Raw genomic sequence first — 12490 nt, 5'->3', positions numbered from 1 at the left:
CACTGCGGCTATGCTGAAAACCATGGCAGGCCTTGATACTTGATACTAAATACTTGATACTACAAAAATGGACAATAGAGTAAAAAAAGCGCTGAGCGCGGCAATAAATAAATATGCTGAAACGGAAAAAGTTGAAGCCGGTAATTTTCAAACGGAGTTGATTGCGGCTTTTGAACTGGATGTTAATTTCTTAGACAAAGCAACTGCTTTTGACGCTGTTTTCGATTCACATCCTAAATTCGAAGAACTCAGAGAGGTTTTCTTCGATTTGCTGATGGTGAATTTCTTCAGCAGTGACGTTCAGAAACTGGAAGATGATTATCTTGAAAGTGATGAATGGGCAAGTATTGAAGAAGAAACCATTGATAGGGGGACCGAACTTTTAAACCTTCTTTTATATATTAAAGAATGCCATGATGAGGATTTAGATCCGGAATTGGGCGATTTCCTGAAAGAATTCCTGTTAGTTGAAGACGACGAATTTCAGGATGAATTCGAAATTTATGAAGAGTTAATAAGCAACCAGCAACTTGCAGAAAGTAGTATAGAAGAAATTTGCAAAACTGCAGAGACCTTAAATGTTAGCGAAGAAATGAAAGATCTGTTTGTTCCATTTATGGCATTTTTCCTTGATACAGAAGGTAGTGCAGAGACAACAAAAGAATTAATTCAGTTTAGCCGTAACAAATCCTTCGATTCTGCTACTTATATATTGATAACAACTATTAATAACTAAACTAAACATCAAACCTCATGGACAAGAGTACTTTAATCACCAAATTATCCCTAAAATATGGTTTTATACTTGCAGCAGTTTCAATTGTTATATCGTTAACGCTGTATTTCATTAACCCAATAATGCTTTACACCAATTTTGCATTGCCATTTATAATTCTGATAATCTTTATAGCCTTAATGGTTTTTGTAGGAATAACCATTCGCAAAGAAATAGGCGGTTATTGGACATTTGGTGAGGCTTTTAAATCATTCTTGATAATAGCCTTAATTCTGGCAATAACTTCTGTATTATACAATGTAGTTTTAATGACGTTAATCGATCCTGACTTGCCAGCAACAGCTGCAGCAGCCATTGAAGAATCGCAACGAAGCATGATGGAGAAATTTGGTATGGCTTCCGAACAAATAGACGAGGCCATTGCTAAAGCCGGTAACATGCAGGAAAAATTAGCGCCGACTTTTAAAAACTCATTTACAAGCTTTGGTGTGTCAGTTGCAATGTACGCCGTATTGGGACTAATTCTTGCTGCAATTTTGAAGAAAAAAGAACCTATAGTGTTTAATACATTACCTGAGCAAGAAGCTTAGTTGTAACAAATTATAAAAAATTTCAACGTGCAGGTTTTATCATTTAATTTGATGAAATTTGCACGTTTTGTTTTGAACAAACCTCACAGGTTTTCAAAACCTATGAGGTTTAAATTTTGAAAATGGATATATCAGTAGTAATACCTTTATATAACGAAGATGAATCGCTTCCGGAACTAACCGCCTGGATTACTAAAGTAATGAATGAAAATAATTTCAGCTACGAAATTATTTTGGTTGATGATGGTAGTACAGATCGGTCCTGGGAAGTTATAGAGGAATTAAAGTTGCAGAACGATGCAATCAAGGGTATCAAATTCAGGAGGAATTATGGTAAATCCGCGGCATTGAACGTTGGCTTTGAGGCTACAAACGGTGATGTCATCATTACAATGGATGCCGATTTACAGGATAGCCCCGACGAAATACCGGAATTGTATCGCCGCATCAAAGAAGAAAAACTCGATTTAATTTCCGGCTGGAAAAAGAAACGCTACGATCCCATTACCAAAACCATTCCCACAAAATTGTTCAATGCTGCTACCCGAAAAATGAGCGGAATTGAATTAAATGATTTTAACTGCGGTTTAAAAGCCTATAGAAGTGATGTAATCAAAACCATCGAAGTTTATGGCGAAATGCATCGCTACATTCCTGTAATTGCGAAGTGGGCCGGTTTTACTAAAATTGAGGAACAAGTTGTAGAACACAGGGCGCGTAAATATGGTACAACCAAATTCGGTTTTAGCCGGTTTATTAATGGCTTTTTAGACTTATTATCGATATTTTTTGTTGGAAAATTTGGAAAACGCCCGATGCACTTTTTTGGTTCTCTGGGTGTTTTAAGTTTTTTACTTGGTACTATTATGGCGCTATATATGATAGCTGTTAAACTTTATCACATCGCCGCACATATTCCTTATAAAAGGGAAATTACCGATCAACCACTGTTTTATATCGCTTTGGTTGCAATTGTAGTAGGATCGCAAATGTTTCTGACAGGTTTCGTTGCTGAATTGGTTACAAGGAATGCACCAGAAAGAAATCAATATTTAATAGAAAAGGAGGTGTAGGGTGAAAGCTTTAAGGCGTAAGGTTTTATGCGCCCAGACCTTTTACCTTTTACCTTCTGCCTTTTACCTTTTTTAACATGTTTTTCTCCATCATCATTCCGCTTTACAATCGTCCGCAAGAGATTAACGAACTCTTGTACACCTTAACCAAACAGACTTATATACAGTTTGAGGTTTTGGTTATTGAAGATGGATCGAAAGAGGATGCGAAATCAATTGTTGAGAGTTACGCCAACAGACTGGATATAAAATATTTTTTTAAGGCGAACGAAGGGCAAGGTTTCACCAGGAACTTTGGTTTTGAAAGGGCAAAGGGCGATTACTTTGTAATTTTCGATTCAGACTGTTTAATTCCGCATGACTACTTAGAAATCGTTAAAAATTATCTTTACGAACATCATTTAGATGCCTATGGCGGTCCGGACGCAGCACACGAAAGTTTTACGCCTGTACAAAAGGCGATAAGTTACGCAATGACATCTCCATTTACCACAGGCGGTATTCGTGGTAATAAGAAACATGTCGGGCAGTTTCATCCTCGCAGCTTTAATATGGGTGTTTCCCGACAGGTTTGGGAAAAAGTTGGCGGCTTTATTTTAACCAGGTTAGGAGAAGATATTGAATACAGCATTCGCATTCACGAGAGCGGCTTTAAAATTGGCTTAATTCCCGAAGCTAAAGTGTACCACAAACGCAGGACTAGTTTCAGTCAGTTTTACAAGCAACTTCATTTTTTCGGACGGGCCAGGATTAATATTTATAAACACTTCCCTAAAGAATTAAAGCTGGTCCATTTTTTTCCTGCAGTATTTACTGTAGGCATCATTATTACCATCCTTTGCGATATATTCTATCTGCCTTTAGGCATTGTTGGTAATTTTATATTACTAATGTTCTTTTTGTTGATATTTTTTCATTCATGGTCAGTAAATAAATCGTTAAAAGTTGCATTTTTGAGCATTATATCTTCGTTTATCCAGTTGTTCGCTTACGGCTTAGGATTTATACAGGATTTATTTAAAAGAGTGGTATTTAAACAACAATGATAAATTATCTAAAAGAGAGCACTTTCGCCGTTAATGATGTGATTCAAAAGGCATGGAACATCACCAGGAAACATTATTTTTCTATCGCAACGTTATGTTTTCTAATGTTCATTACCGCCAGTGCATCGAGCTTGATGGCGTTTTTTATAAAAGATGTGAGCAAAATTTTGAGTATAGCCATGGTATTTATCTTCATCATGTTGTATTTCACTATAAACCTCTCTTTATTTAAATACATTTTTCATTTAATGGATGATGAACAAAGTGACGTAAAGATTGTAGATACTTTACCAACAAGGCAACAGATTATACGCTTCCTGGTGGCTACGTTATATTTTGTGGGCTGTATTCTTGGTGTTTATCTCATTGTCATACTTGTAGCTTTCCCATTTATATACACTGGACTTGATGTTACAATCGTTAAAAATGTAGCCATTTCAGTGGGCGTAATCGCTATTTTCATAACCTGGTTGCGGATATCATTTTTTCCATTTTTTATTATCGATAAAAATGCAACACCGTTCGATTCGATTAAATTAAGTCTGGCGACGACAAAGGGCAACTTTACAAAGATTTTATTGCTGTTAGTGGTATTAGGTGGCGGTTACCTGATTTACCTTTTGTTGAATTATTTGCAATGGCCATTGGTTGCTTTTGTGGTAAATATTTTAAGTTCATTTATCATTGTACCTTTATCAAGTGTTGCCTTAACGGTTGCTTACCGTAAAATCTCAAGTGAGTATCAGGGCGATGCACATCCTGACATTTTACATAATATTGTCTAAGAAGGATTAAAATTCAATCACTCAATCATTCAAAATTCAGTATAATATGGGGTTCAAAGCAGCATTAAGTAAGCCCTTTGCGGCATTTGCAGTATGGCAGATAGACAAATGGAAGTATAATGCCGTCGCCGCCCAGCAGAAAACTCTTTTAAAGCTCCTTAATGATGCAAAGCAAACAGCTTTCGGAAGAGATCATCATTTTGCAGAAATTAAGAACTATTCAGATTTTAAGCAGCATGTCCCGGTTCAGGATTACGAAGGTTTAAAATCATACATCGATCGTTCGGTTGCAGGCGAGGCTGATGTACTTTGGAAGGGTAAGCCCTTATATTTTGCAAAGACATCAGGTACGACGTCAGGCGTAAAATACATTCCGCTTTCGAAAGAATCGATGCCTGAGCACATCAAAGCAGCCAGAAATGCCATATTAACCTACATCAACGAAACCGGTAAGGCCGATTTTGTAAATGGTAAAATGATTTTCCTGCAAGGAAGTCCGGTTTTGAATGAAAAAAACGGTGTTAACGTTGGTCGTTTATCCGGAATTGTGGCGCACCATGTACCGAAGTACCTTCAGAAAAACCGCCTCCCATCTTATGAAACCAATATCATCGAAGACTGGGAACAAAAAGTTGATGCCATTGTTGAAGAGACGATTCATGAAGACATGACATTGATTTCCGGGATTCCACCCTGGGTACAGATGTATTTTGATAAGCTTTCTGAAAAATCTGGAGGTAAAAAGATTGCAGATATTTTTAAAAACTTCAGTCTGTTTATTTATGGTGGCGTAAATTTCGAGCCCTACCGGGCTAAAATAGAGCAAAGTATCGGCAGGAAAGTCGACTCAATCGAAACTTATCCTGCATCAGAAGGATTTATTGCTTACCAGGATTCGCAAAAAGATAAAAGCCTGCTGCTGCTGGCTGATGCCGGCATATTTTACGAATTTATTCCTTCTGATGAATACCATAGTGGAAACCCAGTAAGGTTGTCTTTAGCTGAAGTTGAACTCGAAAAAAATTATGCATTGGTGCTTAATACAAATGCAGGTTTATGGGGCTACAGCATCGGCGACACCATAAAATTTGTATCTAAAAATCCATATAGAATTGTAGTTACAGGTCGCATTAAACACTTTATTTCTGCTTTTGGCGAACATGTAATCGGGGAGGAAGTTGAATACGCACTTCTGTCTGTGGCAAATGAAGAAGGCGTAAAAATTACTGAATTTACAGTTGCCCCTCAGGTTAATCCGGAACCGGGGGAACTCCCTTTTCATGAATGGTTTGTAGAGTTTTCATCAGCACCTGAGGATATGGTCGCTTTTAGTAAAAAGGTTGACGCTGCATTGCAAAAGAAAAATATTTACTATTTTGACCTGATTGAGGGAAATATTCTTCAACCACTAATAATACGTAATTTGCAGAAGGATGCCTTTGTAAATTATATGAAAAGTGAAGGTAAGTTAGGCGGGCAAAATAAAGTGCCGAGGTTGAGCAATGACAGGAAGCTAGCTGATGAATTAGGAAAATATATTGTTTAAACATTTCGTCATTGCGAGTAGGAACGACGTGGCAATCTATTTCGGTAAGTGCAATAATTATGGCGAATGTACATTTAGGCGATAATTGAGTAGAAGGAGGGACCTTTAATTCGGTTTTCTCAGTAAAAAGATTCTCGGCTACGCTCGAAATGACGTGAATTGTAAGGTGTTGTTGTTCGGGGGCAAAATAAAGTGCCAAGATTAAGTAATGATAGGATGTTGACGGATGAATTGGGGAAATATATTGTTTGATTGTTTTATTGCTATATTGTTGCATGATTCCCTGTTGCAACTTAAAACAATAGAAAATGGAACAGAATTATTTGCAATTGAATCAGATAACCGCTTACAAAAAATCCTTTCATCTTAGTAATTTGATATGGGAAATTACGTCGAACTGGGATAGCTTCGCGAAATATACGATAGGTCAACAATTTGTTAGGGCCATTGATTCGATATCTGCCAACCTAGCTGAAGGTTTTGGAAGATATCACAAGAAAGATAAAATAAAGTTTTAATACTACAGCTTTGGTTCGGTTAAGGAATGTCTTGATTGGAATGAAAAAGCAAAGGTCAGAAGATTAATTGACAACGAAACATACACAAAGATTTTTTCAATTTTTGAAATCCTGCCGAAGGAAATTCATCAACTGATTAAATTTACAAATGAAAAGTTAAAGGTTTAATTGAGCAGAGGCTTTGTTTTTAATGCAACACGACAAAATAACTCAATAAATTTTAAACACAAGAGAAAGAAACAATTGTGCAATATAACAATTATACAATTCTTTAATACGAGAGGAAGAACAGCAATTGAATAATACAACAATAAATCAATCGGTCAAAAATATAGCCATATTAGGTTCAACCGGGAGTATAGGTACACAGGCGCTAGAAGTGATTCGTGATAACCCTGCCATCTTTAAAGTTTCGGTACTATCCGCACTAAAGAATTCAGAACTGCTCATCCAGCAGGCCAAAGAATTTAAGCCGGAGTCTGTTGTAATTTGCGATGAAAGTCAATATTTACATGTAAAAGATTCATTAGCCTTTCTTAATATTAAAGTTTTGGCAGGTGAGGCCGCATTATCAGAAGTTGCTGCTTATCCTGAAAGCGATATCGTATTAACCGCATTGATGGGCTCTGTCGGTTTAAGACCTACTATTGAAGCCATAAAGGCGGGAAAAGACATTGCTTTGGCAAACAAAGAAACATTGGTCGTTGCAGGGCAATATATTACAGAACTTGCAGCAAGATATGATGTGAAAATCCTTCCTGTAGATTCCGAGCATTCGGCAATTTTCCAGTGTCTGGTTGGGGAGGCACATAATGAGATAGAAAAAATATACCTCACGGCATCCGGCGGACCATTTTTAGGCAGAGACAAGAATTTCCTGTCAACGGTTACCAAGGAACAGGCACTAAAGCACCCAAACTGGGTAATGGGTGCAAAAATCACCATAGATTCGGCTTCACTGATGAACAAAGGTCTGGAAGTAATTGAAGCGAAATGGTTGTTTAATCTTGATGTTGAGCAAATAGATGTCATCGTACACCCACAATCCATCATTCATTCAATCGTTCAGTTTACGGATGGTTCTATGAAAGCACAAATGGGCGTTCCTGATATGAAATTGCCAATTCAGTATGCATTAAATTATCCCGACAGGCTAAAAAACAATTTTAAGCGTTTTAACTTCCTGGACCATCCAAATTTTAGTTTTCAAAAAGCAGATTTGGAAACTTTCCGGAACTTAGATTTAGCTTTCAAATCGCTAAAGCAGGGGGGGAATATGCCTTGCATTTTAAATGCCGCAAATGAAATCGTAGTGGAAGCATTTTTAAATGATAAAATTGGTTTCCTGCAAATGAGCGATGTTATTGAAAACTGTATGAATGATATAGAATTTATTGAGAGACCACAATTAACTGATTATTTAGAAACTGACAAACATAGCCGTATCTTAGCGGCCGAATTAGTAACAAAAAGTATAGTTTAACATCTAACACAAAAATATTAAGAATAGCGTATGAATGGATTGATTATGGCGGGGCAACTGCTACTTGGATTGTCTTTACTTGTAATATTACATGAATTGGGGCATTTTCTTGCAGCAAGAGCATTTGGAATCAAAGTGGAAAAGTTTTATCTGTTTTTTGATGCATGGGGCTTTAAACTTTTTAGTTTTAAAAAAGGAGATGTTGAATATGGCGTTGGATGGTTACCGCTTGGTGGCTATGTGAAAATTGCAGGAATGATAGACGAGAGTATGGATACCGAGCAATTGGCCCAACCAGCCCAACCTTGGGAATTTCGTTCCAAACCGGCCTGGCAACGATTAATTGTGATGCTTGGTGGTATTATTGTAAATGTTATTGTTGGTATCATCATTTTTTGGGTACTTACCTTCAAATATGGTGAAACCTTTACACCAAATAGTGCTGTTGTAAATGGCATCCAGGTTGGAAAAGTGGCAGCCGATATCGGATTGAAAAACGGTGACAAAATTTTAGCTATAAACGGTAATAAAATTATCCGTTTCGAGGAATTGAAAAGTTCTAAAGTATTAATGGGAAACACCACCTTAACGGTTATTCGTGGTGACAAAACAATCGAGATTAAAGTTCCTGATGATTTTCTGAATAAGGTTGCAGACGGAAAGAGTTTATTTGTAGAACCTCGTTATACAGCAACTGCAGATAGTTTAATGGCTGGGTATGGAGCGATTAAAGCCGGTGTAAAACCAGGCGATAAGATTAAAGCTGTAGATGGTATTCCTGTTACGTTCCAGGATGAAGCAAAGCCTTTGGTTATGAAAAAGAAAGGTAAAATGGTTGCGCTATCTATCGACAGAAATGGTCAGCCTATCCAGTTAAATGTTCAGGTAGATACAACAGGAGCAATTGGTTACTATCCAAATTTCGATGAGGTTAAACGCAAAACGATTAATTACGGTTTCTTCGCTGCACTTCCTGTCGGTGCCAATATGGCCTGGAGCACATTCGCAGATAATGCGAAAGGCATTGGCAAAATGATTACCGGAAAAGTGAGCGCACGCAACATCAGTAGTCCGATTGGTATTGCAAAAGTTTATGGGAGTACATTCGACTGGGTTAAATTCTGGACTTTAACCGGATTAATTTCCATGGCATTAGCCTTTATGAATTTGTTGCCAATCCCTGGCCTGGATGGCGGTCATGTTGTGTTTCTGTTAATCGAAATGGTGCAACGTAAGCCGGTAAGCGAAAAAGTATTAGAGAAAGCGCAAATTGCAGGATTTGTAATCCTTATCAGCTTAATGGTGTTTGCTTTTGGTAATGATGTTTTAAAAATATTCGGTAAGTAAAACCAATTTTATATTATTGCCGCAACTATTGGTTTATCAAATGACTAATGGCTGCGGCTTTTTAACTTATACCCCATGTCCGAGCAAAAAATTTTTCCGAACTATTTCGAATTTTACGAGCTACCAGTAGAATTTCATCCGGATTTAAATGCAGTAAAAGTTAAATTCTATGCTTTTAGCAAAAAGTTTCATCCCGATTTCTATGCGAATGAAAGTGAAGAGAAACAGCAGGAAGTTTTAGATTTCTCAACCTTGAACAACAAAGCCTATCAGGTATTAAGTAATCCGCAAAAGCGCCTCAAATATGTTTTAGAATTAAAAGGCATCGTAGAAACTGATGAAGGTTACCAACTGCCTCAAACATTTTTGATGGATATGATGGATGTAAACGAAGCGCTGATGGATTTACAATTTGAACCCGACGCCGAGAAGTTGCAGCAAGTGAAAGCCGATGTTGATGCAATTGAGTTACAACTCAACAATGAACTTAGTACCTTAACTAAACAGTTTGATGAAAATCCTTCCGACTCCGACAATCTTTTGTCTTCCATAAAAGATATTTATTACCGGCAGAAATACATTTCAAGAATCAGAGAAAAACTTCCTCAGTAAAAATAATCTGCAAATTCGTGGCAGTTTATTAGCCGCATATTAATTTTTGCGCTATTGATGATTTCTGTGCAATCTGTGCTTGTGGCAAAACTCTTAACACTAAATTGTCAAATCATTTTTTAATTTTTGATAGCTTGTTGGTATGCCTTACTTTCGAGACAAACAATCAGATACATGAGTTCTCTTTCCATTTTTCGCAAGGTTGCCATAGCCGAAGGTATTTCTTATCTATTGCTGCTTTTTATTGCGATGCCTGTTAAATATATTTTTCATTATAAAGAACTGGTTAAATACACAGGCTGGGCGCACGGTTTATTGTTTGTGCTCTATGCGGCAACCTTGGTACTCGCCTGGCAGGAACAAAAATGGAAATTCGGTAAAGCGGTTTTAATTTTCTTAGCCTCGCTTTTGCCCTTTATGCCTTTTATTGTGGATAAAAAACTGAAGGACGAGCGGGCATTATAAATTGGATGAGCAAAAGCCTAAATCCAATTGAAAATGTTTCTGTGAATTAGCCAGTCGTCAGGTATACTTAATTTCATTAGATAGCTATTCCTAAGCCATGCTGACCTTAAGTGTCTGAAGGGTGTGGCAAGCAGGATCGTTCTGATTAGGCTTTTATATTGATTAAAAAATCGGTATGTTAGTTAATTTAGTAAGCAATTGTATATATTTATTTGCTCTATTTATGGTTAAATACTAATAGAGAAATTATTTTTACACAACCTCAAATTTCGTTGGGGCTTTGAAGAAACACCATGTTTAAAACTATTCCAATTGCACCCGGTTTCAAATCTTTGAAAATTAAAACCGTTTGGAGCGATCTAATCGGCAGTAGAGCTACATTTTCCTTAGAAAGCAGGATTTTCCATTCAATTAGTATAGGCTTAATTTTTATTTCGGCCATTTATTCTATTTACAACTTATATTCAGGTTTGTATGTAGGTTCTTTATCTGCCTTGTTATTCGGTGCATTTTTTGCTTATCAATACCATCGCTCCAGGTTTAAGGCAAAACCACACAGCACATTTTTTTTTGCAATAGCCGGCATTTTAATTTTTGGGATAAATTATTTCACGAACTCAGGTATAAACGGTTCAACAGATTTGATTTGGCCAGCTTATTTGCTATTGTTGCTGGCAATTTCTCCATATCACGAACATTTGATGTGGCTTTTTATCTATATCACTTGTTTTTTATGCCTTCATTTCATAGAGTTTTATTATCCCGGGTTGGTACAAACTCCTTTTACTGCAGGTCGTGGCCAGTTTATAGACAGGGTAACAGCCTTTCCTTTACCGGTTTTAGTTATTTATATTATTATTAGATTTATAAGAAAGAGTTATGATAACGAAAAGCATGCTGTAGTAGAAAAGGCCTTGGCTGTAGAGGAAAGTAAAGCACAAATTTTAGCACAAAAGGAACAGTTAGAACAAAGTAATAGTGAAAAGAATAAGTTAATGTCTATCATTTCCCATGATTTAAGAACACCTCTGGTAAATATTCAAACTTACCTGGGGTTGTTAAACGACAGGAGGATTGATGGTAAAGACAGGATAAGGTTAGAAACATCATTACTACAGTCGACAAATGGTGCAGTAGAGATGTTATCTAATTTATTGCATTGGTCTAAAACACAAATGGAAGGTCTTAATATCAATTTGCAAGAAATTAATTTGTCAACTGCTTTACAAAGTACCCTGGATATGGGGCAGTTATATGCGTCAAAAAAAGAGATTTTGTTTACTTATCATATTCCATCGGCTCTTCATGTAACAGCCGATATTGACATTTTGCAGCTGGTAGTACGAAATATAATTACTAATGCTGTAAAATTTACGCCACATGGCGGAAAAATCCAAGTAAACGCCAGGCTGACTTTAAACGAATGTAAAATCTCCGTAATTGACAATGGAAAAGGAATAGCGCCGGAAAAACAAGAAAAAATCTTTTCGATTCAGGCAGCGTCTACTTACGGTACCAATAATGAGAAAGGCGTTGGTTTAGGACTGATGTTATGCAAAGAATTTATAGAAAAACAAGGTGGTAAAATAGAATTTGAAAGTAAGTTAGGGCAGGGTTCAAACTTCTTTGTCTATATCCCTGCTGCACATATAAATGTTAATTTGTCTGATTAAATTTAAAATATTTAATAAACTACTGGGTTAAATTAAATTTTAATATTCAGCACTAGTACATCAAATGTTATCCTTATCAACAAATTCTTGGAAACAGAATTGTATTATTAAAATGGATATTTTTTAACAAGAGATATTTTATTACTGGCATATATTATAGCAGATAAAGATCGTTAAAAGTTGAAAACCAAATAATTAAAATCTAATTGAAAATATTTTTGCGATTTAGCCTTTCGTTACATACATTTGCAACCCCGTCCAATACATGCCCGGATGGCGGAATTGGTAGACGCGCTGGTCTCAAACACCTGTGGGAAACCGTGCCGGTTCGACTCCGGCTCCGGGTACCATTAAACGAGTAAAAGCCCTGTAAATAAACACTTACAGGGCTTCGTTTTTTTAATAACATGCTGTAATACATACAGTTATTACTTCTTTTGTTTTGGTCTAATCTTAAAATCATAATCAAAAAAAAATTGTTTGCCATCTGTGAGGGAAGCAAGAGCAATTTTTGACTTATCCGGTCAATGTTGCTGCCTTTGAAACAGTTATATTAACTTCAGTACCATAAATTAAAAGAAGGTGCGTTTCTAAAATTTTTCCAGTTCCTGGTACA

The 12490-nt window shown here is 36.6% G+C and carries 12 protein-coding genes and 1 tRNA gene; all 13 read left to right on the top strand.

Annotation, left to right across the window (positions count from 1 at the left end; genetic code table 11):
• Nucleotides 1-67: 67 nt before the first annotated feature.
• The 13 genes from ASF92_RS10940 to ASF92_RS10880 all read left to right on the top strand — a co-directional run bounded on the left by ASF92_RS10940 (nt 68) and on the right by ASF92_RS10880 (nt 12224).
• Entirely contained in the window at nt 68-736 is a 669-nt protein-coding gene (locus ASF92_RS10940; protein WP_056092324.1) for a hypothetical protein, read from the top strand.
• A 17-nt stretch (nt 737-753) separates the two neighbouring features.
• Complete coding sequence (locus tag ASF92_RS10935) at nt 754-1326, top strand: DUF4199 domain-containing protein (protein WP_056092321.1); 573 nt, start codon at nt 754-756, stop codon at nt 1324-1326.
• A 122-nt stretch (nt 1327-1448) separates the two neighbouring features.
• The gene (locus ASF92_RS10930; protein WP_056092318.1) at nt 1449-2399 is read left to right on the top strand and encodes a glycosyltransferase family 2 protein; all 951 of its coding nucleotides are present in this window, start codon (nt 1449-1451) and stop codon (nt 2397-2399) included.
• Nucleotides 2400-2476: 77 nt separating this feature from the next.
• On the top strand, nt 2477-3445 hold the full coding sequence (locus tag ASF92_RS10925; RefSeq protein WP_056092315.1) for a glycosyltransferase family 2 protein: 969 nt from the start codon (nt 2477-2479) through the stop codon (nt 3443-3445).
• Nucleotides 3442-4230 carry a hypothetical protein gene (locus tag ASF92_RS10920; protein WP_056092313.1) on the top strand — a complete coding sequence of 263 codons (789 nt, stop codon included), beginning with the start codon at nt 3442-3444 and terminating at the stop codon, nt 4228-4230. Before ASF92_RS10925 ends, ASF92_RS10920 begins: the two co-directional genes overlap by 4 nt.
• A gap of 46 nt (nt 4231-4276) precedes the next feature.
• Entirely contained in the window at nt 4277-5776 is a 1500-nt protein-coding gene (locus ASF92_RS10915) for a GH3 auxin-responsive promoter family protein (RefSeq protein WP_056092309.1), read from the top strand.
• Nucleotides 5777-6084: 308 nt separating this feature from the next.
• A complete protein-coding gene (locus ASF92_RS10910; protein ID WP_056092307.1) occupies nt 6085-6294 on the top strand; it encodes a four helix bundle protein in 210 nt (69 codons plus the stop codon).
• Between the two features lie 295 nt (nt 6295-6589).
• A complete protein-coding gene (locus ASF92_RS10905; RefSeq protein ID WP_231729796.1) occupies nt 6590-7777 on the top strand; it encodes a 1-deoxy-D-xylulose-5-phosphate reductoisomerase in 1188 nt (395 codons plus the stop codon).
• 30 nt (nt 7778-7807) lie between these two features.
• Nucleotides 7808-9124 carry an RIP metalloprotease RseP gene (gene rseP, locus ASF92_RS10900; protein WP_056092304.1) on the top strand — a complete coding sequence of 439 codons (1317 nt, stop codon included), beginning with the start codon at nt 7808-7810 and terminating at the stop codon, nt 9122-9124.
• Nucleotides 9125-9199: 75 nt separating this feature from the next.
• A complete protein-coding gene (locus tag ASF92_RS10895) occupies nt 9200-9736 on the top strand; it encodes an iron-sulfur cluster co-chaperone HscB C-terminal domain-containing protein (protein WP_056092301.1) in 537 nt (178 codons plus the stop codon).
• A 174-nt stretch (nt 9737-9910) separates the two neighbouring features.
• A complete protein-coding gene (locus ASF92_RS10890) occupies nt 9911-10201 on the top strand; it encodes a DUF3817 domain-containing protein (RefSeq protein WP_056092298.1) in 291 nt (96 codons plus the stop codon).
• A 293-nt stretch (nt 10202-10494) separates the two neighbouring features.
• Complete coding sequence (locus ASF92_RS10885) at nt 10495-11874, top strand: sensor histidine kinase KdpD (RefSeq protein ID WP_056092295.1); 1380 nt, start codon at nt 10495-10497, stop codon at nt 11872-11874.
• 267 nt (nt 11875-12141) lie between these two features.
• A tRNA-Leu gene (locus ASF92_RS10880) sits at nt 12142-12224 on the top strand.
• Nucleotides 12225-12490 lie beyond the last annotated feature (266 nt).

Source organism: Pedobacter sp. Leaf176, assembly GCF_001424305.1.
Taxonomy (GTDB): domain Bacteria; phylum Bacteroidota; class Bacteroidia; order Sphingobacteriales; family Sphingobacteriaceae; genus Pedobacter.
This window is presented reverse-complemented; position numbering and strand designations above follow the sequence as displayed.

What these genes read in the sequence shown, in the direction of transcription:
- ASF92_RS10890 (WP_056092298.1), top strand. Translation starts at nt 9,911, where the DNA reads ATGAGTTCTCTTTCCATTTTTCGCAAGGTTGCCATAGCCGAAGGTATT.
- ASF92_RS10885 (WP_056092295.1), top strand. Translation starts at nt 10,495, where the DNA reads ATGTTTAAAACTATTCCAATTGCACCCGGTTTCAAATCTTTGAAAATT.
- ASF92_RS10915 (WP_056092309.1), top strand. Translation starts at nt 4,277, where the DNA reads ATGGGGTTCAAAGCAGCATTAAGTAAGCCCTTTGCGGCATTTGCAGTA.
- rseP (WP_056092304.1), top strand. Translation starts at nt 7,808, where the DNA reads ATGAATGGATTGATTATGGCGGGGCAACTGCTACTTGGATTGTCTTTA.
- ASF92_RS10895 (WP_056092301.1), top strand. Translation starts at nt 9,200, where the DNA reads ATGTCCGAGCAAAAAATTTTTCCGAACTATTTCGAATTTTACGAGCTA.
- ASF92_RS10910 (WP_056092307.1), top strand. Translation starts at nt 6,085, where the DNA reads ATGGAACAGAATTATTTGCAATTGAATCAGATAACCGCTTACAAAAAA.
- ASF92_RS10925 (WP_056092315.1), top strand. Translation starts at nt 2,477, where the DNA reads ATGTTTTTCTCCATCATCATTCCGCTTTACAATCGTCCGCAAGAGATT.
- ASF92_RS10920 (WP_056092313.1), top strand. Translation starts at nt 3,442, where the DNA reads ATGATAAATTATCTAAAAGAGAGCACTTTCGCCGTTAATGATGTGATT.
- ASF92_RS10930 (WP_056092318.1), top strand. Translation starts at nt 1,449, where the DNA reads ATGGATATATCAGTAGTAATACCTTTATATAACGAAGATGAATCGCTT.
- ASF92_RS10935 (WP_056092321.1), top strand. Translation starts at nt 754, where the DNA reads ATGGACAAGAGTACTTTAATCACCAAATTATCCCTAAAATATGGTTTT.
- ASF92_RS10940 (WP_056092324.1), top strand. Translation starts at nt 68, where the DNA reads ATGGACAATAGAGTAAAAAAAGCGCTGAGCGCGGCAATAAATAAATAT.